Source organism: Photobacterium sp. NCIMB 13483, assembly GCF_003025475.1.
GTDB lineage: Bacteria > Pseudomonadota > Gammaproteobacteria > Enterobacterales > Vibrionaceae > Photobacterium > Photobacterium piscicola.
The window spans coordinates 64873-90820 of the sequence record NZ_PYLV01000014.1; the positions used below are offsets into that span (position 1 = coordinate 64873).

Here is a 25948-nt window from a genome sequence, read left to right on the forward strand (position 1 = left end):
AATATATTGAAAAACGTACTAAGTAGTAGTAAATGAAAGAAAAGTTTTTATTTTGGCGGGTTAACAGTTGGTTGTTTGGCTCGCTGTTAGTGTTGCCTATTATCGCTATATTTATTACCGCCATGGGTAATTCAGATCAGGTGTTTTCACACTTGATGAATACAGTGATGTCTACCTATGCGTTAAATACCCTTGGGCTGGTGGTTGGTACGGTGTTACTTACCTTAGTTTTTGGGCTTCCAAGTGCATGGTTAATGGCGATGTGCCGTTTACCGGGCGAAAAAATACTTCAATGGGCACTTATTTTACCCCTCGCAATGCCTGGTTATATCGTCGGCTACCTTTACACCCATTGGTTTGATTATGCAGGTCCAATTCAAATTTGGTTGCGTGACTTTTTTGGTTGGCAGCATGTTAGCGATTACTGGTTCCCTGACTTACGCTCATTATGGGGCGCATGTTTTGTCTTAGCGCTGGTGTTATATCCGTATGTGTATTTATTAGTCCGTGCCACGTTCATGGAGCAAAGTAATAACCTGCTTCAATCAGCACGACTATTAGGTTGTTCACCTTGGCAAAGTTTTCGTCGAATTTCATTACCACTAGCGCGTCCTGCGATTGCTGTTGGCGTGTCATTAGTAGCAATGGAAGCCTTGGGTGATTTTGGTACCGTGAGTTATTTTGCTTTAAATACCCTCACGACAGCGGTATACGATACTTGGCTTGGCTATTCTAATCTCAATGCTGCCGCTAAAATTTCTGCAATTATGTTGATGGTTATTTTTTTACTGATCAGTAGCGAGCGTTTTAGTCGTCGTAAGCAAAAAATGTTTCAACAACAATGTGGCAATGACAGCCATACTAAATATCAATTAAGTGGCTGGAAAAAATGGCTGGCGGTAGGTTGGTGTTGGGGATTAGTTGGATGTGCATTTATTTTACCAATGCTGCAATTAGGTTATTACGCCATTGATTATTTCTCAGTAAGTTGGACCGCACAATTTAAGACCTACAGTTTTAATAGCTTAATGGTGTCATTGGCGGTGGCTATGGTGGCTGTTTGTCTTGCTTTAATGGTTAATTTTTATCAACGCTTAGATGGTCGTAGTGTCAGCACTATACCGATGCGATTAGCGTCATTAGGTTATGCTGTACCCGGTACCGTATTAGCGATTGGCGTCATGATCCCTCTAACCAGTGCTGATCATTTAGTGAATGATATTGCTCGAAGCTTAGATCTGGGGCGTCCTGGGCTGATTTTTTCTGGGTCAATGTTTGCGATTATCTTTGCCTTTGTGGTGCGCTTTGCTGCGGTAGCGATTGGTAGCATTGAAAGTAGTTTAGTGAAAATTCCACCCTCGTTAGATATGGCGGCAAAAACTATGGGTTATGCATCGACGCCAATGTTACGTAAAGTGCATTTACCTTTGATTCGTCGAGGATGCTTAATTGCCGGTTTGCTGGTATTTATTGAATCAATGAAAGAACTCAATGCGGCAATCTTATTGCGACCGTTTAATTTTGAAACCTTAGCTACTTACGTGTTTAATTTCGCTTCTGATGAACAGTTAGAAGTGGCGGCTTTTCCCGCTATTTTATTAGTTATTGTAGGCTTGATTCCGCTGGTTATGGTTAATCGTTCTTTGGAGCAAAAACATTAATGAAACATGCATTATCCGTCGCTGATCTTAGTTGTTGTTACCATGGACAGCCAATCTTACAAGATTTGTCGTTAGCGGTAGAACGGGGTGAAATTGTGTGTTTGCTTGGCGCGAGTGGCTGTGGCAAAACAACCTTATTAAAAGCCATCGCAGGGTTATTACCACTTGCTAATGGCAGCATGGCAATCAATGACCGTACCATTGTGGATCAGCAATTATGTTTACCTCCAGAGCAACGTAATATCGGTATGATCTTTCAAGATTATGCCTTATTTCCTCATTTAACGGTGGCTGAAAATATAGCGTTTGGTTTGCGGCATTGGGATAAACCGCGAGTGACAGCCAAGATTAAGCAGATGCTAGAATTGGTACATTTAACGGAGCTTGATGATCGTTATCCACACCAATTATCGGGGGGGCAACAACAGCGGGTTGCGATTGCACGGGCATTAGCCAATGAACCGGATTTAATTTTATTGGATGAGCCGTTTTCTAATATTGATACTCAAGTGCGCCATAGCTTGATTCGTGATATTCGCCAAATATTTAAAGACCAAGGTGTTACCGCTATTTTTGTAACCCACAGTCGAGAAGAAGCGTTTGCCTTTGCTGATAAAATGGCGGTAATGAACCATGGCGTAATTGAACAATTTGGAACGGCGACTGAACTTTACTATCAACCAAGTAGTCGTTTTGTGGCTGAATTTTTAGGTGTCGGATCATATCTACCAGCAACGGTGACAGCAAATCAACAATTACTGACCCCATTTGGTGAGCAAACATGCGCGGCAGAACCACCATTGATGACGGGTACGGATGTGGATTGGTTATTACGACCACAACATTTGACTGTGATGCCAGAAAATGAAGGTAGTGCGGTGATAATTGAACAGCAGTTTATGGGAGACAGCTGTCGTTATATCGTTGAATTTGAAGGGCATAAATTAGTGATTAATTCTAATTTATTATTAAATGTCGGTCAGCGAGTAACGGTGAATGTGATTCCGCATTCCGCGGTTATATTTGCACAAGCATAAGTAAATCAAGGCTTGTGAGAGTAAGCCTTGATTGTTTGCATTAGTTATTTATTTAGTTTTTCTGCGTAAGCACTTGCAGATAAGTTTGCGCTTGTTCACGTAAAATATCTTGATCTGGGTGCTGATTTGCTTGCATGTAAATCACATAACACATGCCATGCAGCATTTTGGCTAAGTTCTCAGGGGGTTGATTAGACGTGATTTCACCGCTATCGATTGCTTGAGAAAAGGCGTGCTGCACTTGCTTGAGGTTCTTTTTGTTGCTTTCAATAAATTGTGGCCACACTTCTTCACGTACGGATGTGCTCCATTCAAACCATACTTTAATCCAATCTTGTTGCTCTAGTACGGTATCAATCAAATTATTTGTGATGCAAGTAAGACGCGCATGTAAGGTTTTATTGGAAGCGCCAATACATTCGGTAAGCAAGTCATTAAATTGGGTTGAAACTTCCATTAAGACTTGTTCAACCAATGCTTCTCGTGTTGGAAAATAGTTAAAAACAGTCGCCACTGATACATTTGCCATTTCTGCAATATCAGCATGGCCTGCACGACCAATACCGCGACGAGAGAAAACTTCAATTGAGTAATCAAGCAGTTGTTGCTTTCTTTTTTCTGGTGATAAGCGTGTACGTGGTTTCTTGGTAATCGTATCCATAATTATTTATTCCCTAACCCTGTTTGTATTTAGCGTATTTATGTTTATTTTTTATACATAAACACTACAGCAGCAACTGAGTTGATTCAAACTGAACTATCAATAAGTGTTTCGGATTTTGGACACTATTGATTAAATAACGCTTAAGATGAATGAATGCTACAATAACGACCTTTGGAATATATAGCCTCAGTAGGCTAACGCGGTCGCGTTGATGGAGAATAAAATGAAGCACACAATCGAAGTAATGATTTCTGAGCAGGATGTCCAGGAACGCATCAAAGAGCTAGGGAAGCAGATCACGGAACATTATAAAGACTCGACAGACCTAGTAATGGTTGGCTTACTACGTGGCTCATTTGTCTTTATGGCAGATTTAGCACGTGCGATTGATATTCCGCATGAAGTGGATTTCATGACAGCATCAAGTTACGGCAATACTATGCAAAGTAATCGTGATGTGCGTATTTTGAAAGACTTAGATGACGACATCAAAGGCAAAGATGTGCTATTGGTGGAAGATATTATCGATACTGGTAATACTTTAAGTAAAGTGTGCGAAATTCTATCGCTACGTGAACCAAAATCAATCAGCATCTGTACGCTATTAGATAAGCCAGAACGTCGTGAAGTTGATGTGAAAGTTGATTGGTACGGCTTTGTTATTCCAGATGAGTTCGTGGTTGGTGTTGGCATCGATTACGCACAAAAATACCGTCATTTACCGTTCATTGGTAAAGTTATTCCAGACGCAGAATAAAATAAAGAAAGCGACCATCATGGTCGCTTTTTTTATGGTTGTTATTCGTTATTCGTTATTTGTTATTTTCTAGCGTGGCTTGATGCTGCATTACTTGCTCTTCAAATGGCGGTAATAACGATGACATCGCTGCTTGATAAGTGATTTCAAGACTTTCACGGCTGGTCGCAGTTACGCCCAAATCTTTTAAAATGCCGTTACTGGTACCGTAAATCCACCCATGAATTTTGACATCTTGGCCTCGATCCCATGCTTGTTGCATGATAGTGGAATTGCCGAGATGATAAACCTGAGAGGCAACATTAATCTCACACAATTTGTCATCCCACTTTTCACGCGGTAGGCTACCCAGATCTGAACGGTGTTTAAGGTACAGATCGCGAATGTGTAATAACCAGTTATTGATAAGCCCTAAAGGTGGGTTTTCGATGGCGGCAGTAACACCGCCGCAGCCATAGTGACCACAGATGATAATATGCTTAACTTTAAGTACATCAACCGCGTACTGAACCACGGATAAGCAATTTAAATCAGTATGGATAACTTGGTTGGCAACATTACGGTGTACAAATAATTCACCGGAGGTTAAACCGGTTAGGCGTTCAGCTGGAACTCGACTGTCAGAACAGCCAATCCAAAGATATTGTGGGTGTTGTGCTTCTGCGAGGTGAGAAAAAAATTCCGGATCTTCATCCTTAATGTTTTCTGACCATGAAAGGTTGTTTGCGAAGAGCTGCTTTATATCTGCCATGATAATGCCTTATATTAATATGTTCCTTACTATACACAAGCTGCGCTGATAGCAAATCGGATTAGTTGTTAGTGTTTTGTCACTAGCCTATAAATATTTAACAGAAAGATTGCATATAATGAACGCTTTAGAAATAAAAAATGTAAGCAAAACTTACAAAGGCGGCGTAAAGGCGCTGAAAAATATGAGTCTTAATGTCGAGCAAGGAGACTTTTTTGCTTTGCTTGGGCCTAACGGTGCGGGTAAATCGACCACCATCGGGATTATTAGCTCGCTGGTTAATAAAACTTCGGGATCCGTGAGTATTTTTGGTTATGACTTAGATACTCAAAAAGTGGATGCTAAAAATCAGCTTGGCCTAGTGCCACAAGAATTTAATTTTAACCCTTTTGAAACCGTTGAACAGATTGTTGTTAATCAGGCGGGTTTTTATGGGGTTGAACGAACACTGGCGAAACAACGGGCACAAAAATATTTAACCCAATTAGATTTGTGGGGTAAACGTCATGATCGTGCTCGTAATCTTTCTGGTGGTATGAAGCGTCGATTAATGATTGCTCGAGCATTAATGCATGAGCCAAAGTTGTTGATTTTAGACGAGCCTACCGCTGGGGTTGATATTGAACTACGTCGCTCAATGTGGACCTTTCTCCAGCGTATTAATCGTGAAGGGGTAACGATCATTTTAACCACTCATTACCTTGAAGAAGCCGAAATGTTGTGTCGCAATATCGGTATTATTAATCATGGTGAGTTAGTTGAGCACACCTCAATGAAAGCCTTATTGAGCCAGCTTGAATTAGAAACCTTTATTTTAGATATTGATACCACAACAGTTACACCAACTCTTGCGGTGGGTGAGTGTCGATTGATAGACAGTAATACTCTTGAAGTCGATCTTAATAAAGGCGATGACTTAAACAGCGTCTTTAGCACCTTAACGACTCAAGGTATTGTGGTGCGTTCAATGCGAAATAAGAGTAACCGTTTAGAAGAGTTATTTGTAAACCTAGTTAATACAGATCGACCTTCTGCTGTGGCAGGTGATAAAGAATGAAAAAACAATATTGGATTGCATTTAAAAGTTTAATTACCAAAGAAATTCATCGATTTACTCGAATTTGGGTACAAACCTTGGTACCACCCGCGATTACGATGACGCTGTATTTTATTATCTTTGGTAATTTGATTGGGCAGCGCATTGGTGACATGGAAGGCTTTAGCTACATGGAATACATTGTGCCCGGACTGATTATGATGTCGGTGATCACTAACTCTTATTCTAATGTTGCCTCCTCTTTTTTTAGTGCCAAATTTCAACATAACATCGAAGAGTTACTCGTTGCACCAGTACCTAACTATATCATTATTGCCGGTTATGTTGGCGGTGGTGTGCTGCGTGGGTTAGGTGTTGGGTTGATTGTTTCTGTGGTGTCATTGTTGTTTGTTTCACTCAATATTGCTCATCTATGGGTGATCATTGCAACGGTAGTGATGACATCGATTGTGTTTTCATTGGGTGGATTAATTAACGCTATTTTTGCACGTACTTTTGATGATATCAGTATTATTCCAACCTTTGTGTTAACCCCATTAACGTATCTTGGTGGTGTGTTCTATTCAATTAATCTATTGCCTGAAGTGTGGCAAGTGGTGTCAAAGGTCAATCCGATTGTGTATATGGTTAATGCCTTTAGATATGGTTTTTTAGGGGTGTCTGATGTGGGTATTGGAACGTCATTTGCGGTATTAAGTGTGTTTGTTATTGCACTTTATGGTGTGGCTTATTACCTGATTTCTCGTGGGATTGGCTTACGTTCATAAGCGTATTGAGCACGAGCTTAAGCTACCTAACAAATAATAGTTAAAAAAATACCGCCCGTTAATGGTTAACGGGCGGTATTTTTTAGTCAGCCTTTAGCTATTAATTAGCTTCAGCGACGTCTTCTTCAACCGCGACAGCAGGGGATAAGTCTACTACTTGGTTGTCGATTAAACGTGCTTTACCTAATTGTGCTGACATTAAAATAACCGCTTGTTGGGTTGTGTCAGTGATAGGCAATAAGGTTACTGCATCACGGATAAAGCTTTTATCTGGTTGCAGGCCTGCAGCACGGAGTTGATCGTTAGCATCAACAATTAATTCGTCATAGTCATTACGACCACCACGCATTTGGCTGCTGATCCAACGCATTGTACGGGCTAAAACAGGTGCACGTTGGCGTTCATCAACGGTAAGGTTACCGTTGCGTGAACTCATGGCTAAGCCATCCATTTCACGTACTGTTGGTACGCCAACAATTTTAATATCCATCGCTAGATCAATCACCATTTGACGAATAAGCGCCAATTGTTGGTAATCTTTCTCGCCAAAACAAGCCACATCGGGTTGGACGATATTAAATAGTTTATTAACGATGGTTGCTACGCCACGGAAATGACCGGGACGTAATTCGCCTTCTAAAATAGTCGATAATCCAAGGACATCAATGTAAGTTTGATTATTAAGCCCGGCTGGGTACATGATTTCTGGGGTTGGAGTAAATACCACATCCACCATATTTTGCTGTTGTAACTTAGCAATATCTTGTTCAAGAGTACGTGGATAATTGGTTAAATCTTCAGTTTTTTCAAACTGCATTGGATTAACAAAAATACTCGCAACAACAACATCAGCATGCTTACGTGCTTTACGCATTAACGTAAGATGGCCTTCATGTAAGTTACCCATGGTTGGAACAAAGGCAATTCGACGGCCTGCGCGGCGCCACGTCGTAATTTGCTCTCTTAACTGGGCAATATCGGCGAATGTTTGCATCTCTTATTCCTTATTCAAAGGTATGCTGAGATCCTGGAAATGCACCAGACTCAACATCTTCAATGTATTTAGTAACCGCAGCACGCATATCTCCTGTTTCTGCAAGGAAGTTCTTAGAGAACTTCGGCATGTAGTTTGCAGAAATACCAAACATGTCGTGCATAACCAGTATTTGGCCATCGGTCGCATTACCCGCACCGATACCAATTACAGGCACATCCACCGCCTTGGTAATACGTTCAGCAAGGCTTGCTGGAACACATTCCAATACGATGATTTGGGCACCAGCTTTAGCGAGGGTAATGGCATCATTAACCATTGTCTCAGCTTGATCCAAATTGCGGCCTTGAACTTTATAACCGCCAAAAATATTGACAGACTGAGGTGTTAAACCAAGGTGAGCACATACAGGGACAGCTCGTTGTGTAAGGGTTGAAATTGTTTCAGCAACCCAAGCGCCACCTTCGATTTTGACCATATTTGCCCCTGCGCGCATTAGTTTTGCGGCATTTTCACAAGCTTGTGCTGGGGTTGCGAAGGTCATGAATGGCATGTCAGCCATTAGCAGCGAGTTAGGGCTGCCTGCACGAACGCTACGCGTATGGTAAGCGATGTCATCAATGGTTACTGGAAGGGTATCGTTACGGCCTTGGAGAACCATGCCTAACGAGTCACCGACTAACATAACCGGCATATTCTGCTGCTCAAATAATTGAGAAAAACTCGCGTCGTATGCTGTTACTGATGCAAATTTACGACCTTCTTGCTTCCATTTTAGGAGATCGTTGATGGTGATTTTTTTCATAGCTTCTTTCTCGCTCTGATGAATTTATGCTTGCCAAATAGCTAAGCCATTACGGTTAACCTGAGTCAATAACGTGCATAAAGAAGTGTGATCAGGCAAAACTAAAGCAGGGTTAATTTCGGCAAGTGGATACAGTACGAACTCCCGTACTTTCATTCCATAGTGCGGCACGGTTAAGCGCTCACACTGGTGCTGTAGATCACCATATAAAAGAATATCGAGATCTAGTGTCCGTGGACCCCAGCGTTCATCTTTGCGAACACGTCCTTGTTCGAGCTCAATTGCTTGAGTGTGATCAAGCAACTCAAGCGGAGCTAATGTGGTGTCGATAGCAACAACCGCATTTATGTAATCAGGTTGATTTTGCGGTCCCATAGGTGTACTGCTGTACAGCGAGGAGACGCTAATAACTTGTGTATTGGGTAGGTGTTGCAGTGCTTTGATAGCAGTTTGAGCTTGGGCGACAGGATCGCCCAAGTTACTACCAATCGCAATATAAGCGCGAATCATGATTTTACTTGTGGTTTTTTACGACGTGGTTGCTGTGGGCGACGACGACGTGGACGACGAGCACCACCATCATTGATGTGAGTTACCATTTGACCGCGTTGGTTGTAATCTGCGTCTTGGAACTCATTCCACCATAGTGCTAATTCTTTGATATCGCTGCCTTCAAACAAGCTACGCATTTCTAAGAAATCATAAGCGGCACGGAATTTAGGGTGTTCCATGGTCTTAAAGGCACGTTTACCGCTACGACGACTAAAGCGCAATTGTTGCTGCCAGATATCGCGAACGGTCGTGGTATGGCGACGTGGAATCGCAATGGAGCGCACTTGTTCGTCAAGAATATCGTTACTGGCAACCATAAAGGCATCATAGAATGATAAGCCACTGGCAAAAGAGACTTCTTCTGCACGGGTCATCATTGGATACCACAGCATTGCAGCATAAATGAAGGCTGGATTAACACGTTTATCTTCAGCCATTCGTTTATCGGTCGAGGCAAGGATATGCTCGATCATTTTCTCTGTTTTGCTGCTGTTATTCTCCGTGAAATGGTCAGATAAAATGGGGAATAACTGCTGGAATAAGTTGTATTCACGCAGCATACGGTAAGTTTCTAGACCTTGACCCGATTGCAGTAGCTTAAGGCTTTCTTCAAACAGACGCGCAGATGGAATATCTTGCATCAGTGTTGCGAGTTCACGAATTGGCGCAGCGGTAACAGGATCTATATCCATGTCTAGCTTAACAGCAAAGCGTACCGCTCGTAGCATACGTACAGGATCTTCACGGTAACGGGTTTCTGGATCACCCATTAATCGAATTACACGATTATTGAGATCTTCAATACCTTTGGCATAGTCAGTAACCGTGAAGTCTTTAACGCTGTAATAAAGTGCGTTAATGGTAAAGTCACGGCGTTCTGCATCTTCTTCGATGGTGCCGTAAACATTATCACGTAATAACATGCCTTCTTCACTGCGAGAAGATAGTTGTGGTTTTTGCTTATCTTTAGGCGGTGTCACTTGTATTGGCGCGTCTGAGTGGTGGCCTCGAAAGGTTGCTACTTCAATAATGTCACGTCCAAATAGGATGTGAGCAAGACGGAAACGACGGCCGATTAAACGACAGTTACGAAACAGTTTTTTGATTTCTTCAGGTGTTGCATTGGTTGCAATATCGAAGTCTTTCGGCTGTTTGTGGAGCAATAAATCGCGGACGCCGCCACCAACAAGGTAAGCGTCGTAACCAGCTTTGTTTAGACGATATAGTACTTTCAGCGCATTTTCGCTGATATCTTTTCGTGAAATGCCGTGCTCTGGGCGTTGGTAAACTTGCAAAGTTTGTTCCTCTGGAACGCGAGTACTACTGTCGCGATTCAATACTTTACGGCAAAAGTTGGCTACTCGATTAAAGATAATACACCCCATTTTGTGCACATGGTTCAACAAACAGCCGTGTATGATATATCACGGCAGACTATTTTAGAATGCTAGTGTGATAGCAGTCGTCTTTGGTAGCTGCTTGAGCTGCCAATGAGTGATGCCCCACTGTAAAATTTGTTCTACGCTTTCTGTGACAAGCTCTGTCGGAGGCGAAAAGCCTAAAAAGCGTAGCGCTGCCATTAATGCAGGCCGAGGATTGTGTTTATCAATCGCTGGCGCATGATTTTGTTTTGACAATTTATTGCCATTGTCAGTAATGGCGAGCGGTAAGTGCAAATAGCTCACTTCAGGATGTCTTAGTTGTCGGTACAGACCAATTTGACGCCCAGTAGGCTCAATTAAATCTGCACCGCGTACAACTTCGGTGATCCCTTGTTCGATATCATCTAGCACTACAGCAAGATTATAAGCAAATAAGCCATCGCGGCGACGAATGATAAAATCTTCACTCGCCAATGCTAATGGCAATTCGATACGGCCATGTAATCGGTCATCGAAATGGGTTATTGGTGTGTCTACTTGTAATCGAACCGCACCATTGCTGTGCCGTTGATTGAGGGTACGACAGGTACCAGGGTAATAGCCGCCCGTTTGTTTAATGTCTTTTCGACTACACTGACAGTAATATGCATTCCCTTGTGCTAACCAAGTTTCGATCTGAGCCTGATAGGCGTCAAGACGTAAACTTTGGTAGATGATATTGCCATCCCACATAAAACCAAAGGCTTCCAGTGTGCGCAGAATATCATCAGCTGCCCCTTGCATTTCGCGAGGTGGATCAAGATCTTCGATCCTAACTATCCATTTCCCTTGCTGAGATTTTGCTTGGAGGTAGCTACCAAGAGCTGCAATTAACGATCCGAAATGCAATGGCCCTGAGGGCGATGGTGCAAAACGACCGACATATTGATTTGTGTTAGTCATACATTAATGAACGGTTATAAAATCCAAATAGATTATTATCTAACTTGGTACGGCAATGTAAATGTCGCCCAGAGTCAGGGGTAAATATGACAAGATATATTCCCTCCAAACTGAATAAGACTCTCTGCAATGAGAGCACTATTCAGTTTGGTGCCTAGTTATCTATAACGCGTGGTTATGACTACAAGGCAGAGCTCGTGCGACATCGGTAAGTAAACAACCATTAGGTTAATTACAGCGTGTTATTTTGAGCGCTAGTGTAAACGAAAGAGGGAGCTTACGCTCCCTCTAAAATTAGCTTTGACCTGATTAAAGGCGTAATTAGCCAGCCATTTGCTTTTCTTTGATCTCTGCAAGTGTTTTACAGTCGATGCAAAGATCTGCAGTTGGACGAGCTTCAAGACGGCGAATGCCGATCTCTACACCACAAGAATCACAGAAGCCGAAATCATCTTCTTCGATACGCTTGATTGTCTTGTCAATTTTCTTGATCAGTTTACGCTCGCGGTCACGATTACGAAGTTCAAGGCTGAACTCTTCTTCTTGTGCGGCACGATCCACTGGATCGGGGAAGTTAGCGGCTTCATCTTGCATGTGGTTTACAGTGCGATCAACTTCAACGCGAAGTTGGTTACGCCATGCTGATAGAATTTTATGGAAATGCTCTAATTGAGCTTCGCCCATGTATTCTTCGCCAGCTTTTTCCTGATAAGGTTCAACCCCAGCAATAGCCAGGATGCCTAGTGATTTTTTAACGTTGGTCTCTGGCATATAGCATCTCCTAATGTACCTAATAACCGTCACTGGTTAATTTTGGGCGGTATCTATACCAGAAAGGTTACTGCGTGGCAATTAATGTATAACTTCAATTCTACGTCAATGTGAAGAAAACAGCATTTTTTATGTCAAATGCTGAAATTGTATACAGTCTTCGAGTTTTATTTCAGCAGCATTGATAGTTGCTCGATAGCAAAGAATTTCCACTCCCGCACTGATAGCTTGGTGTAATAATCGCGCGTATTCTGGATCAATATGCTGCGCAACATTGACCTGATTAATTCCCGTATGTAACACCGCAAAAAATAAAACCGCTCGTGATCCTTGTTGTGCCATTTCGGTCAGTTCGCGTAAATGTTTTTGACCACGAGTAGTAACCGCATCTGGAAAATAACCTTGGCCATTATCAGCCAGCAGAGTCACACTTTTTACTTCAATATAGCAGGGCTGACGGGTTTGTGATTCAAGTAATAAATCAATGCGACTATTTTCAGTACCGTATTTCACTTCAGTACGTAAATTATCGTAACCATTGAGTTCAATGATACGTTGTTGTTCTATCGCTTCTTTAACCAGATGATTGGCTTGAATGGTGTTAACACAAATCCAATCATTGTGCTTTGTTTGCGCTAATTCCCAGCTGTTAGGGTATTTGCGTTTTTTATTATCAGAGGTTGAATACCACACCGTGGTCCCAGGTTCTGCACACCCCGTCATCGCCCCAGTATTGGCGCAGTGAATGGTTCTAATCTCACCATTATCTAATGTGATATCAGCTAAGAAGCGTTTGTAACGTTTAATTAAAGTGGCTGCGTGTAGTGGCGGAGCAAATTTCATTTTGGCCTCAAGTATGGATTATTATTTTTAGTTGTCGGTAGGCTTTCGTTACAATGTGATTCTGTTTTGATCATGACATAAGGTGACGCCCTTGTCACAACTCCCTATTGATGACGTTTTAGCTACTTTGTTTGCGGCACTCGCTAACCATACTCAAATAATTTTAAAAGCTCCACCAGGGGCGGGTAAATCAACCCGTTTGCCATTGGCGTTGTTGGAAACAAATACCATCGAGGGGCGAATTATTATGTTGGAGCCGCGACGGTTAGCGGCGAGAAACATTGCGAGTTATTTGGCGCAGCAATTGGGTGAAGGTGTTGGTCAAACTGTTGGCTTACGAGTGCGTGGTGAAACTAAAGTCAGTGCCCAAACACGGTTAGAGATTGTGACGGAAGGCGTTATGACGCGAATGTTGCAGCATGATCCCGAACTGGCTGGAATTGGGCTAATTATTTTTGATGAGTTTCATGAGCGCAGTATTCATGCCGATACTGCATTAGCGTTAGCGATTGAGGTTCAGCAAGCCCTGCGGGATGATTTACAATTATTGGTAATGTCAGCCACTCTAGATCAAACCGCATTGGCACAGCTACTTCCTACTGCGGCGTATGTTGAGTCACAAGGACGTTGTTTCCCGGTGGAATATCGCTACCAACATGTTAATGACCCTCGGGATGTAATTGATCACATGGCGGCTGCGATTAGCCAGTTACTCGCACAAGAATCCGGTTCGGTATTAGCGTTCTTACCCGGTGTTGGTGAAATAAAACGCCTCGCGCAAGCATTGGCTGCACGTTTATCGACAACCAATAACAATAGCCCTATCAATATTTGTCCGTTGTATGGTCAGTTACCCATCGAACAACAACAGCAAGCCATTAATCCTGCTCCAATCGGTCAACGCAAAGTAGTACTGGCGACCAATATTGCCGAAACCAGTTTGACCATTGAGGGAATTCGATTAGTGGTTGATAGTGGTTTTGAACGGATCGCACAGTGGGAGCCAAAAACAGGGATTAGTCGCTTACAGCAAGTACGTATTGCTCAATCATCGGCAGAGCAGCGTGCGGGTCGTGCTGGACGCTTAGAAGCGGGTATTTGTTTACGGATGTACAGTGAGGAATTATTACAACGTCAACCAGCAACACCTCAACCTGAAATTTTGCGCAGTGATTTAACCGCGCTGGCGATGGAGTTGGTGCAATGGGGATGTCATGATCCACAAGACTTACAATGGCTAGATGTGCCACCAATGATTGCATTGCAACAGTCTCAGCAATTATTGCAGCAATTAGGCGCGATTGATGAACGTGGTCAGCAAACACCACGTGGGCAAGTGATGCAAACTATAGGCGCAGATCCACGTTATGGCGCAATGCTGGCTTTTGCTCAACAAAGCGCACATCAGCAACAAGATCTCACTATTGTAACGACAGCAGCAATGCTGGTGGCGTTATTAGAAGATCCACCACGTGGTATTGATAATCCAGATTTAGCGTTTCAGCTGCACTTACTTGAGACCAAGAAACTCGCTAGAAGTCATGCTTATTTGCAACGGGCGCAACAACACCTTACAACGCTAGCGGTATCTAAAAATACACCGCTCAAGGTTAATAATCATTGGGCGGCTATTTTACTTGCGGTTGGTTTTCCTGATCGTATTGCGCAGTCCCGCACTGATGATGGTCGTTATCAGTTAGCCAATGGTCAAGGGGTAGTACTTGATAGTAGCCAAAGCCTTGCTTCTCAACCATTGTTAGTGGTGGCTGATGTTGTTAAAACCCGTCAAGGTGATAGTCGTATTTTCTCAGCCATTGCAGCTGACGTCAGTGTATTACAACAAACCTTACCGTTATTGTTTACTGAATGTGATTGGCTCGATTGGGATGATAAAAAAGGCCGTTTAAGTGCTGAGCATCGAATTTATTGTGGCAAATTAATTGTCGCGCGTAGCCTTGCTGCCACGCCAGATCCCGCATTAGCCAGTGAAGCATTACTCAACGCAGTTAAACGTAAAGGATTGAGTGTTTTACATTGGACAGAAAAAGCCAATGCATTATTGATTCGTGGTCGTTGTGCCAATCAATGGTTACCTGAACTTGGTTTGCCAGCGTTAGACGAGGCGAGTTTACTCTTTAATGCGGAACAATGGTTATTGCCTTATCTAAACGGGATTACGACGTTAAAAGGCTTACAAAAAGTCAATATGGCGATGGCACTAGAAGCTTATCTTGGTTGGAATAATAAACAACAACTCGATCAATTATTGCCAACCCATTATCAAGTGCCAACGGGATCAAATATAACGATCCGTTATCAAGAACAGCAACAACCCGTGTTGGCGGTTAAGTTACAAGAAATGTTTGGTGAGCCAACAACGCCGACTATCGCTAACGGTAAAGTGGCTTTAGTGCTGGAGTTGTTATCACCAGCGCAACGACCATTGCAGATCACGCAAGATTTAGCGGGTTTTTGGTCGGGATCATACAAGGAAGTTCAAAAAGAAATGAAAGGGCGTTATCCCAAGCGCAATTGGGATCTTCAATATTGACACTGCGTGTGTGATATACAATGATTGACAGGTCAGTGTGTTTTGCATAGGGGAGGTTGCGCATGGAACTGTCTAAGAAAGAAAGGATCATACTCATTCGTCATGTCGAAAATACCTACGCAGAAATAAGCTCAACACCAGTCAGTAAACAATCGATTAGTAGGTCATGTGGAGGTAAGGAAACATATTTTTTGACCCCTCACTTGGCTTTAGATGCAAGGCACGACATCTATTTATTTCCTTTCCTGTTAAACCTTGACGGCTCGCCCTGGGTCGAGGCCAACCTTTTTTTATTCTCCTCAGCCACTGAGAACAAAAAGGGATATACCGTTTCAGATGCGTTACGACAAAGAGCGAGTATGCTGCTCGACTACAAGATATTCTGCGATCATAAAAATATAGACCTTATGAATTTCTCTGGTCGTAAGCCTGCACGACCTACTTACATATACTTTTTCGAGTTATTACAACAGGTAAATAACGGTGATATCAAACGCGCCAATCTGAACAAACGAACAAAGGTTATTTATGACTTTTATAAGTATCTTTCTGAGGAGCCAAGTTCTTTAATAGACCTTGAAAGAGTTGACACTGTTGAGTCTGTGCGGGCTTTTACTAAAAACTCATATGGAAGAAGTTATGGGATTAATATTGAAAAGCGTGGGCAGAGTTTAGCTGTTAGTCGTCAACCCAACCCTGTACGTATTGGTTTTGTTAGAGAGTACGGCGAAGAACTGCGGCCTCTTCGAGATACTGAGTTGGAAGATTTACTGAAAGTTTTACAGACTAAAGCTTTTTCAGTTGATGAACGTCTTATGCACTATATCGCCATGCATACAGGCGCAAGAAAGCAGACTATTCTAACAATGCGAATGAAACACTTAAATGCATTCACACCGGATAAACTCTTGCCTGATGGGACGTATAAGCTCAATGCTGGCCCAGGTACTGGTATTGATACTAAATTTAATAAGCCACAAGTACTGTATTTTCCAAGGGCATTAGCAGAACAAATCTGTGTATATACAAAGTGCCAAAAAGCTAAAGATCGGCGTAATAAGTTTGTATCTAAAAATGGTGACGATTTATATGAAGAGGATATGTATATATTCCTTTCTCCTGAAGGGGAGCCTCATTATATGGCTAAGACAGATCCTAGATATAAGATGAAGAAAAGTAGACCTCAAGGACGTAATACCAATTACATGAAAAAGAAGCTACTGAAATATTCTGGCGAAATATTTCCAACGGATTTTACATTTCACTGGTTACGAGCAACCTTCGCTCTGCGTTATTATCGTTTTCTTCAGCCGCTTTCAGCCAAAGGTATTATTACTGACGGGGATATTGTTTCTATGGTGCAAAAGCGATTACATCATTCAGATCGTTCAACAACCGAGCATTACTTAAAGTTGTTTGATTCGGTTGATGATAGGTTAGCGGCTCAACAGAAGTATGAAGAACGTGTCTTTGATTTATATGGTATCGATTCGGGAGTAGTGTAGTGTCTCATGCGAATTATGTTGTACGAGAAACTGTAATAGTTACGTTGCGTGATTTAGTAGAAAAAGACTATCTACATCCAGAAAAAATCACTGTTTCTTTGTCGAAAGCTGGCAAGAAACAACCTGTGGACTTGGGCGCAATTGCCTATGTTAAGAGAAAATTCGTCCAAGGACAGAATCACAGTGCTAATAATCCTTACCTTGTTATAGAAGAATCATTGATAAAGCATCGTCGAGTTTTTTTGCGCAATCTCATAGAGTATATCGTCACATCTGGATATCAAGAGACCTCTGTGGTGGCTATTATTGGAAGAGTCCGGAGAGCTTTTAATTATATAGACGATCGGGCGTTTTCGGCTTCGTTTTTGAAGGACACTGAACAATCAGAGGTCGCGTACAGAGAAGTATCAAAAGAACTAAAACATAAGATTAATAGCAATCTACTCACACCGAGACAGGCTGAAATAACTCAAGTAAACATTGCTTTTATTATTCAGGTAGCTCACGGAAAACAGGCCGCTGACTTTATGGTTGCAAATACTGTGAAGTTTGTTGGAGATGTAATTGTTACAGCACCTCGCGAACGAAAAGAGTTAAAGTATGCTTACAATATATATAAGTCGCTGGCTGAAGAGCTGACGAGTCTTCTTGTTAAAGAGAAAGATTTGCCCTTTTTGTTGAGACTACCTGACTACACGACCTATTTATTTCCATACGCTACACATAGAGTGACACCCTATTGTAACCGTCCTACTTATGCTTATAACCATGAGCTAGGCAGGTTGGTAACAGAGCAAGAGTATTTTAAAAAGTGCCCAGAAAAGAAAGAGGCGGAATTAAGGGAGAACTTAAAACGCACAACTAAACGGCTTCAAGATGCAAACTTAGATCCTCGCGCAAAGTGCCGTCGAGCTTTTGCCGCCACCGCTATGCAGTCTTATCAGATGTTGTTTATGATGTTGACAGGCGCATATGCAAGTGAAATCGCTCAGTTAAAGTTTGATGGACAATTAGAATTTGAAAAGTCAGTGATTAGCAAGAGTTATCGAGCTATTAAGTTCAGGGCCGCAGGGAGAATTGTCCAATACGATTTGGCATCCGGATCCGTTTCGCTTTTTAGACAGTACTTGAAATTAAGAGAGTGGGTACTGGATGGAAGGAAAGAGAGTTTTTTGTTTTTTGGATTGCAAGTTAAATCGTGGGTACCTGTGCCAGTATGTGAGTCTGCGATAAGGAGCTTTCAGCGTCGTAAAATCATCGGTATATTCATGCCCGAAAATTTTGAAATGCTGACAGCTCGCCAGTTTAGAAAAACGAAAAGCCTTTTTCTACATGAGCAACCAGATATTGATCGTAAAACAGTGGCGGATGTATTAAATCACTCAGAAGAAACAAATGAACGCAGCTATATGGAGGTGTCGCCGGAAAAAGCAAGGGATGAGCTCACAAGCTATTGGGAGGCTGCTCATGAAGCATCGAAGCATATACAGGATGTAGAATCAGAACAAAGTTGCGCTCACAAACCAATTGCTGCTGGCCATTGTGATGATTACCAGAACCCACAACCAGCGATTGAGTCGCCACCTATAGAACCTGACTGTAGAAAACAGTATGGATGTCTTTTTTGTACCCACTATATTTGTCATGCCAATGAGGATGAAGATATCCATAAGTTGTTTAGCCTGCTTTATATTGTCACAGGTGTTCTAAATAGTGTTACAGATACAGGTAAGGCTAATGAGCTTTTTTTGATGCTGTCCGCAAGAGTAAGGCAGATACTCTTACAAATTAAAATGAAATCCCAAATTGGCTGTGAAAAAGTAGATAAAATTGGTGAACAGGTATTTAAACTTGGGGAGCTAACTCCTTACTGGGAGAATCGCCTTCAGCGATATGAAGCTCTAGGTTTGATCTTTCTTGAGAACCAAGAGTTGGAGGGTTTATGGAAAAAATAATATTGAATCGTTGTTATCTTCAAGCGCTAGGTACTGAGGGTTCTAATGTTGAGGAGTGTAATGCGCCGGATGTGTTCACCCTTTCACTAGTCAATAATGTTCCTGATGATTTTGTTCTATGTCGTGACAAAAAAAATGTGGTTACGGCTTATTACGGATCGATGGACTGGAACTTTAAACCTTACCGGCTGGCAGCTACCGGAAACTGTAAAATGAGCTTTGGTTCATTGATGGGAATCAACAATCTTGAAAAAGATATAAAGCTAATTAATGAGATTAAGCAGGTTCTCTTTTGTCTTTTATATCACGTAAGGTCAGGTGCTAATGGTTCTCTATCTATTACAACACTGATGCATTATTACTACATCATAATGCATGCTGCACAATTCTGTATAGATAGCGGGGAAAACCGTTTGCTTGGGCGTCTGAGTTTGTCAGAGCTTTTTTCAAATAAGTGGTATTTAGCTGCTTATGCTAAAACCTTGGAAAATAAACGCAGAAGGCAGAAAGTCCATGCGCTTTTGGGGCATCTTAATATCATCGGTGAAGAACGTCTTGGTTATAAAGTTGTTAATGACTCCAACTTGCATGAAAAATGCGAGCATAATCAGCACCCGTTGATCCCGACAAGAATATATCTTGAGATGATCAACTTTTTGACAGAAAGAGTAGGATATCTCAAGGCTAAGACAGAAAGGTTAGAGTTTTTTATCAAAGAATTTTCCGACCCATTTTATGGCATAAACAAAAAAGGGCAGAAAAAACAGCAACGTGCTCAAGGGATTGTAAACCCTATTATTAGGCCAACCATCCAGGAGGCGATTGTTGATCATGATTTGCAGGATGTTTTTTTGCATCCAGATTACAAAATTAATGGCAGAGCAAAGCTTGTCGGGGCCTTGGCTCGAATTCAGTACGAAATGAAATCACTTATCCATCTATACACAGGAATGCGAAATGACGAAGTGAATAGATTAAAGTATGACTGTGTTTCTAAACTAACCCTAGATAAGCCTATATTAGGTGATAGTGGAAACGTATTGGTTCCTGGTAATTATGTAGAGCTATTGTCGACAACCACTAAGTTTACGGGATATAAGAAAGAAGACTCGTGGTTGGCTCACCCTATAGTTGTGGATGCGATAACTGTACTTCGTAGGATCGTTAGAGGCTATGCATCTATGGTCAGCCTAGACACTGAAGAGTGCCCTCTACTAATTAGTACGGTAAAGATATTCATGAAAAACCACTTTGAAAAAGACAGAGTAGAGGTGACAATTTTCAAAGAAACAGCAAAACAGTTTTGCAATAAACCACAGTTCAAGATAAGAGAAGAAGATTATGATGTATTGCAAGCTAGTGACCCGACCCGAGATTTCTCACTAGATTCAACTTTTCAGTGTGGACAAAGGTGGCCACTAACTACTCATCAATTTAGACGATCTCTTGCATTTTATGCTGTGAATAGTGGTTTTGTATCACTCCCAACTCTCATGAGGCAGTTCAAACATCTTTCACAAGAGATGTCGAAATACTACAGTCGTAATAATGAGAACGTTAAAACTATCTTTGGTCACTATGATGTAAAAGAAAGAAAATACGTGCTTCCATTAAGTCACGTTGCGTATGAGGTTCAGATTGGAATGTCACTTGCTACAGCAGAGGCTCTACTTGCTGACCTTTTAGATGATAGTGTGAGCTTACATGGTAAAACTGGTGGGTATATTGAGAGGGAAAGAGGGAAGCTGAAAAATGGAGAAGTCTTAGTTGAGGAGTTTAAGGAAGAAACTGCCAACAGAGTTCATAGTGGGGAGATGAGCTACAGAAAGACGTTACTTGGTGGTTGTACTAATAGGGAAACTTGTGAGTGCTCAATTTTGGGAGAGTTTGCAGATTGCCTTAGCAGTAAATGTGCAGTTATAGCATCGAGTAATGTTGAAAATTTAATCGCTTCAACGAGGAGAGAGTTGCACTGCTACGAACCAGGTTCTGTTGAGTATTTATCCACAAAGTCAGAACTGGAGGAGTTATTACGCTATAAAAAATACGCTATAGGTCGTGAACACCTTGCATTGAAGGAGGAATAGAATTGATAGCTAAGAGTGGTGTGGAAGTATGTTATGAAGCATTTGAACGTCTTAAAAATGGTAAACCAAATATTGTTAAGTTTATCGGTATTACGCCAGATAAAGTAACCCCTTCAATCGTATCCCAAGAGGCTGGTTTTGATAGTGGATATTTGAAGAGGAAGCGTCTAAACCACCAAGGAATTATTTCCCAGATTGATGCTTTCAAAGAAGAAAGCAAAAAGACAACCTTGTCAAAAGCTGAAATAGTAAGACGTGAAAGTCGCAAGGCTAATAACTACAAAGAAGAGCTCGAAAGGGTTAGGGTGCTTCTAGAGCAGTCTCTAACGCGAGAGTTGTTACTTGTTACTAAAGTTAAGGATTTAGAAAAGCAACTCTACAAATCGAATAAAGTGGCTAGAATGAGAGACCTGTAAATTAAGACTGAAAATATTATCTGAGACCGATAGAGGAAGGGCCGAGAGCATTAGCCACTCCCCTCATTGATTAGCCTATTTACCTTCAACCTACCGTAGAGCTACAAGATTCAAAACTCAGCGTCAGCAGAAGCAGGGACAGGGTTCGTGCCACTAAAATCCCAATCACTACCATCTGAATAATCTTCCAGACGAGCGTTAACATCATGTAATTCAAATGTACTTAGTCCAGCCTCACCAATTACTAACGCATGCTTGACTTCAAAGTCGATATGAACTGAATTTCCAGAAAATGGTTTATCAGGGTGGTTATCTCCCGATAAAGTACATGAATAACTTATGTATAGGCCTTCGTTCTTTACCCACCTATGAGATTTTGTTTCTAAATCATCTAGTTGATCAAAACAATCAACATTAGTGATACTAGTTTCAGAACTGACCGAGTCATTATTCATAAAATCATCTATCAAACCTGCATCCCAAAGCTCTTCAATAGCCCTCTCAGCAACGCTATCTATATCTTGGAGCTGCAATGAATACTGATCCAAAGTCATTTGGATATGTTCGAACAACCAGCTTGAGTCATAATCTTCTTCATTTTCTGATTCGATTATATTATTCAAACAATCAAATAAAGTTTCCGAGTCGTACGAGAGATACTTTATCTTTTTTATGTTCTTGGCTGTGAATGATTCATCTTTGATCAATTGTTCAAAACTTTGATAGCCGAAGGTTGCAGCTATGATTTCTGACAAATGGAATAACGAGTACCGCTTTTCATCATCATTCAAGCTATCCGAAAGAGTATTCATATATTGGTAAGCTAGAGGGAGTCGCAGAGTAAGAAGTTCATTTTCATGCTCAGCTTTCGATAAATCGAAAGCGAATGTCGCCTTCTCTGCATCTTGAAGCTTTTTAGCTTCTTTTCGAGCCAACACCTCATTGGCTAACTTCAGTTCCTTAACTTTTTCTTTTGCCTCAAGGTACTTCTCTTGAATGAGGTTCTTTCTAGCTTCTGCGGCGGCTGCATCTTCTTGCAATTTTTTGGTCTCCGCAACTGAGTTTTCTATCTCAGCACGAACTTCATCTTCCGCAACTTTGTTCTGTAAATTGGCTTTTGCTTTGGCCTTAACTAAACGACCCCTAGCATCTTCTTTATCGACATCCTGATCAACAGTCAGAGAATACCTCAAACCTGCACTATGCTTTTGAACCTGTTGGATAGCTATATGTAAATAAGGACTTAAAAACATATAGATACTTGAGATAGCTAACGGCCACCATATTGTGCTGACGGAATTTTCATGCCCGATAGAAATCCATGCAATTGAATCTTGAAACACTGATATACGAGAGTCTACACTTTGCATTCCAAAGAAAAGCAAAGCTAGTTTATCCCAATTACATAGTACCCAAGACACCAAAAAGGCACCGAAAAATGGACTAGCTAAGCGACTATTGATGTTATTGGTAATCGATCCCCAAATATCTTTTATTGTTTCCGTCATATCTAAAACCCACCAATAAACGTATCAACAAACCCTTTGAACTTCTCAGTCAAGCGGCCAACAATCTTCTTACGTTGCAGTATCGTCGGTTTGGTTTGCAATGTTCTGGCGAAGTCATCTCGTAGTGGCATCTCTTCGCTAAGCTCATAACGGTTCACCAAGATTTCTAGCTTATCAGTATCTAAGTTTTCTTCTGTTGTCATGCTCTCTAAAGCTTCACGTTTCTCTTTTTCCCAGAAGAATTCAAATTCTTCTTCAACATCAGCGTGAGCAGGAATTCCATCAAGATGGTCATTCATGAACTTCTCGATTAGAGCCTTCTTGCTGAGTAACGTTGGGTCTGAGCCAATCAAGTTTGCGATTACCTGACGCTTACGCTCTTTCTCGTCCGTACTCTCTTCTTCGTGCAGTTCACGTAGTAAGTGAAGAATGTAGCCAACATTGACTTCATCACGGTGCATCAACTCAAGCTCAAAATCGACGTCATCAAGTATTGATACTTTCTCTTTGGTTGAGTTCTCACGTAACTGGCGATTTAAATCGGCATATTTGCTGGTGAAGTCCTGAAACTCTTGATCGCTCATTGCAGTCGAGGCCATATCGAAATCAGCGAAATTACCCAGCATATTTTTGAGACGCATCAACTCGCGGAACTGCCTAACAAACAGAGCTTGAGCCTCTTCATCAGGAAGGCTATCAACTGAATCAACTGTTGGTGTGATTGCCATTAACGCTTCATAAGCTTTATCAAAGTCTGCTAACAGGTCTTCAAATGGCGGTATAACGATAGATTCATTCGGCTGCTTGTTAGAGAACAACGTAAATGCATCATCTGCTGCTTTCTTCAGGTTGCGGAAACAGACCACATTACCGTGAGATTTAGTTTCATCTAACAAGCGGTTAGTTCGCGAGAATGCTTGAATGAGTCCGTGATTCTTTAGGTTCTTATCGACATATAACGTATTAAGTTTTGGCGCGTCAAAACCCGTCAAGAACATGTTTACGACAAGAAGAATATCGATCTCTTTGGCTTTCACTCGTTTAGAGATGTTCTTGTAGTAGTTATAGAAAGACTCGCTATCTTTGGTTGTGTAGCTTGTGCCGAACATCTTGTTGTAGTCGCCGATGAAAGACTCAAGCTTATCTCGGCTGTGCAGTTTTACAGCGTCTCCATCATTAAGATACTTCGCTGCGGCTTCTTGAAGCTCTACTGCATCACCCTTACCTAGCTCGTACTCTTCCTCTTCATTGGCTTCATAGCTAAAGATGGTCGCTACTTTAAGGTTGTGCTTGCCTTCCGCTTTCTTCTTAGCAAGCAGTTCATAGTACTGGACCAACTCAGGCACACCAGATACACAGAACATCGCGTTGTAATCGCGACTGTGCGTCTTTCTTCGGTGATGAGCAATAATGTAGTCGGTAATCTTATCAAGACGCGCAGGAGAGCTTAGAAGCTCTTTAGTGTCTATATCTTCAACTTCAATATCAAGATTGTTGTTCGAACCATCTTTGTACTGATAACGACCCACATACTCAATGGCAAACTTCAGAACGTTGTTGTCACGAATTGCATCAACAATCACATAAGGGTGTAAGCATTCACCAAAAAGGTCTTTTGTGGTTTTCTTAATGGATTTTTTAGCCACTGCGTTTTTAGCAAAGATTGGGGTACCCGTAAAACCAAACAGCTGAGCCCCCTTGAAGAACTCTGTGATGTTCTGGTGCGTATCACCAAACTGGCTGCGGTGACACTCATCGAAGATAAAAACAATACGTTTATCTTGTAGCGCTTCCATCTCATTTAGGTAACGCTTTTTAGTCACCACATTATTGAGCTTTTGCAGTGTCGTAACGACAAGTTTACTGTTGCGGTTTTCGTTAATCTTTTTACCTTTAATTGGCTTATCGATTAACTGATGAAACAGCATATTGGTATTGTCTGTACTATCGACACAACCTTTGGCAAAGGCATTAAACTCTAACGCTGTTTGGTAATCGAGATCTTTACGGTCAACAACAAAAACGACTTTATCGACTTCACTTAATGAAGTCATAATCTGCGCCGCTTTAAAAGACGTCAACGTTTTACCTGAACCGGTGGTGTGCCATATGTAACCGTTCAAGTCTGTAGTTTTGACTTGCTTAATGATCTCTTCCACTGCATAGAACTGATACGGGCGCAGCACCATTAAGAACTTACCTGTCTCGTTCAAAACGATGTATTTCGTCAACATGTCCGTTAGGTGCGACGTTGTTAGGAAAGCACTAGCAAAGCTCGGGAGCTGGCTGATTCTCTTATTATCAAAATCCGTCCAGTCAAATGTTTGCTTAGCTGACATATCGCTATTGTTAGAGAAGTACTGGGTGTTCACCCCATTAGAGATAACGAACAACTGGATGAAATTGAACAGGCCGTGGTTGGCATGATACGAGTGCTTTTGGTAGCGCTTAACTTGATTAAACGCCTCTTTTAACTCAACACCACGGCGTTTAAGCTCAATTTGAATAAGAGGAAAACCATTCACCAATACCGTCACGTCATAACGGTTGGTATAGATACCCTTAACTGTAATTTGCTGGGCAACCTGAAAGGTGTTTTTACTGGCATCATCAAACAACAACGTTAAATGTCGGCTATCGCCATCATCCAAGGTAACATCAAGCTGATCTCGTAACGTCTTCGCTTTGGTGAAGATGTTACCTTTCTCTAGCTTGCCCAATACCTGACGAAACTCGGTGTCTGAAAGCGTACATTCATTCACTTTCTCAAGTTGCGCCTTTAGGTTCGCTTCAAGCGCTGTATTATCTTTTAAGGTAACAGCCTCAAAACCTTGAGTGCCAAGCTGAGCAATTACATTGTCTTCTAATTGTTGTTCTGATTGATAAGCCATGTGACGATTTACTTTCCTTGAGTGCCTTTATGTAAAGCCCTAACTGATAGGG

21 protein-coding genes are annotated in these 25948 nt (G+C 41.6%); 10 read left to right on the top strand and 11 right to left on the bottom strand.

Going from position 1 to position 25948, the window contains the following annotated elements; all coding sequences use genetic code 11:
• Nucleotides 1–32: 32 nt before the first annotated feature.
• Complete coding sequence (locus C9I86_RS12305) at nucleotides 33–1661, top strand: iron ABC transporter permease (RefSeq protein ID WP_107276477.1); 1629 nt, start codon at nucleotides 33–35, stop codon at nucleotides 1659–1661.
• Nucleotides 1661–2698, top strand: a complete 1038-nt coding sequence (locus C9I86_RS12310; RefSeq protein ID WP_107276478.1) for an ABC transporter ATP-binding protein — start codon at nucleotides 1661–1663, stop codon at nucleotides 2696–2698. Before C9I86_RS12305 ends, C9I86_RS12310 begins: the two co-directional genes overlap by 1 nt.
• A gap of 52 nt (nucleotides 2699–2750) precedes the next feature.
• Here the strand turns inward: C9I86_RS12310 and C9I86_RS12315 are convergent, their stop codons facing one another.
• Entirely contained in the window at nucleotides 2751–3359 is a 609-nt protein-coding gene (locus C9I86_RS12315; RefSeq protein WP_107276479.1) for a TetR/AcrR family transcriptional regulator, read from the bottom strand.
• Nucleotides 3360–3585: 226 nt separating this feature from the next.
• Between C9I86_RS12315 and hpt the strand changes: the two genes are divergently transcribed.
• A complete protein-coding gene (gene hpt / locus C9I86_RS12320; RefSeq protein ID WP_080158283.1) occupies nucleotides 3586–4119 on the top strand; it encodes a hypoxanthine phosphoribosyltransferase in 534 nt (177 codons plus the stop codon).
• A gap of 55 nt (nucleotides 4120–4174) precedes the next feature.
• On the opposite strand, the gene can is transcribed toward hpt, so the two are convergent.
• On the bottom strand, nucleotides 4175–4870 hold the full coding sequence (can, locus tag C9I86_RS12325; RefSeq protein ID WP_080158282.1) for a carbonate dehydratase: 696 nt from the start codon (nucleotides 4868–4870) through the stop codon (nucleotides 4175–4177).
• 118 nt (nucleotides 4871–4988) lie between these two features.
• Between can and C9I86_RS12330 the strand changes: the two genes are divergently transcribed.
• Both C9I86_RS12330 and C9I86_RS12335 read left to right on the top strand, forming a co-directional pair.
• The gene (locus C9I86_RS12330) at nucleotides 4989–5927 is read left to right on the top strand and encodes an ABC transporter ATP-binding protein (protein WP_080158281.1); all 939 of its coding nucleotides are present in this window, start codon (nucleotides 4989–4991) and stop codon (nucleotides 5925–5927) included.
• On the top strand, nucleotides 5924–6694 hold the full coding sequence (locus C9I86_RS12335) for an ABC transporter permease (protein WP_080158280.1): 771 nt from the start codon (nucleotides 5924–5926) through the stop codon (nucleotides 6692–6694). The genes C9I86_RS12330 and C9I86_RS12335 overlap by 4 nt, the downstream gene beginning before the upstream one ends.
• Before the next feature lie 100 nt (nucleotides 6695–6794).
• Here the strand turns inward: C9I86_RS12335 and panC are convergent, their stop codons facing one another.
• The 7 genes from panC to sfsA form a co-directional block, all read right to left on the bottom strand.
• Entirely contained in the window at nucleotides 6795–7688 is an 894-nt protein-coding gene (panC, locus tag C9I86_RS12340) for a pantoate--beta-alanine ligase (RefSeq protein ID WP_107276480.1), read from the bottom strand.
• 10 nt (nucleotides 7689–7698) lie between these two features.
• Complete coding sequence (panB, locus tag C9I86_RS12345; protein WP_080158278.1) at nucleotides 7699–8493, bottom strand: 3-methyl-2-oxobutanoate hydroxymethyltransferase; 795 nt, start codon at nucleotides 8491–8493, stop codon at nucleotides 7699–7701.
• Nucleotides 8494–8517: 24 nt separating this feature from the next.
• Nucleotides 8518–9003: a 2-amino-4-hydroxy-6-hydroxymethyldihydropteridine diphosphokinase gene (folK, locus tag C9I86_RS12350; RefSeq protein WP_080158277.1), complete on the bottom strand. Its 486-nt coding sequence runs from the start codon at nucleotides 9001–9003 to the stop codon at nucleotides 8518–8520.
• Nucleotides 9000–10430: a polynucleotide adenylyltransferase PcnB gene (gene pcnB / locus C9I86_RS12355; protein ID WP_107276481.1), complete on the bottom strand. Its 1431-nt coding sequence runs from the start codon at nucleotides 10428–10430 to the stop codon at nucleotides 9000–9002. The genes folK and pcnB overlap by 4 nt, the downstream gene beginning before the upstream one ends.
• Before the next feature lie 54 nt (nucleotides 10431–10484).
• Nucleotides 10485–11369, bottom strand: coding sequence for a tRNA glutamyl-Q(34) synthetase GluQRS (gene gluQRS, locus C9I86_RS12360; protein WP_107276482.1), 885 nt, complete (start codon nucleotides 11367–11369; stop codon nucleotides 10485–10487).
• A gap of 321 nt (nucleotides 11370–11690) precedes the next feature.
• The gene (gene dksA, locus C9I86_RS12365) at nucleotides 11691–12140 is read right to left on the bottom strand and encodes an RNA polymerase-binding protein DksA (RefSeq protein WP_080158274.1); all 450 of its coding nucleotides are present in this window, start codon (nucleotides 12138–12140) and stop codon (nucleotides 11691–11693) included.
• 129 nt (nucleotides 12141–12269) lie between these two features.
• A complete protein-coding gene (gene sfsA / locus C9I86_RS12370; RefSeq protein WP_107276483.1) occupies nucleotides 12270–12983 on the bottom strand; it encodes a DNA/RNA nuclease SfsA in 714 nt (237 codons plus the stop codon).
• A 91-nt stretch (nucleotides 12984–13074) separates the two neighbouring features.
• On the opposite strand from sfsA, the gene hrpB reads away from it, so the two are divergent.
• The 5 genes from hrpB (at nucleotide 13075) to C9I86_RS12395 (ending at nucleotide 21497) form a co-directional block, all read left to right on the top strand.
• A complete protein-coding gene (gene hrpB, locus C9I86_RS12375; RefSeq protein WP_107276484.1) occupies nucleotides 13075–15534 on the top strand; it encodes an ATP-dependent helicase HrpB in 2460 nt (819 codons plus the stop codon).
• A gap of 62 nt (nucleotides 15535–15596) precedes the next feature.
• Nucleotides 15597–17039, top strand: a complete 1443-nt coding sequence (locus C9I86_RS12380) for a site-specific integrase (RefSeq protein ID WP_107276485.1) — start codon at nucleotides 15597–15599, stop codon at nucleotides 17037–17039.
• Entirely contained in the window at nucleotides 17039–18994 is a 1956-nt protein-coding gene (locus C9I86_RS12385) for a hypothetical protein (protein ID WP_107276486.1), read from the top strand. Before C9I86_RS12380 ends, C9I86_RS12385 begins: the two co-directional genes overlap by 1 nt.
• A complete protein-coding gene (locus C9I86_RS12390) occupies nucleotides 18982–21081 on the top strand; it encodes an integrase (RefSeq protein WP_107276487.1) in 2100 nt (699 codons plus the stop codon). Before C9I86_RS12385 ends, C9I86_RS12390 begins: the two co-directional genes overlap by 13 nt.
• 2 nt (nucleotides 21082–21083) lie before the next feature.
• Nucleotides 21084–21497, top strand: coding sequence for a hypothetical protein (locus C9I86_RS12395; protein WP_107276488.1), 414 nt, complete (start codon nucleotides 21084–21086; stop codon nucleotides 21495–21497).
• Between the two features lie 110 nt (nucleotides 21498–21607).
• On the opposite strand, the gene C9I86_RS12400 is transcribed toward C9I86_RS12395, so the two are convergent.
• Together C9I86_RS12400 and C9I86_RS12405 are read right to left on the bottom strand one after the other, a co-directional pair.
• Nucleotides 21608–23005, bottom strand: a complete 1398-nt coding sequence (locus C9I86_RS12400) for a hypothetical protein (RefSeq protein ID WP_107276489.1) — start codon at nucleotides 23003–23005, stop codon at nucleotides 21608–21610.
• 2 nt (nucleotides 23006–23007) lie between these two features.
• Nucleotides 23008–25896 (bottom strand): type I restriction endonuclease subunit R, encoded by a 2889-nt coding sequence (locus tag C9I86_RS12405; protein WP_107276490.1) that lies wholly within the window; start codon nucleotides 25894–25896, stop codon nucleotides 23008–23010.
• Between the last annotated feature and the right edge of the window lie 52 nt (nucleotides 25897–25948).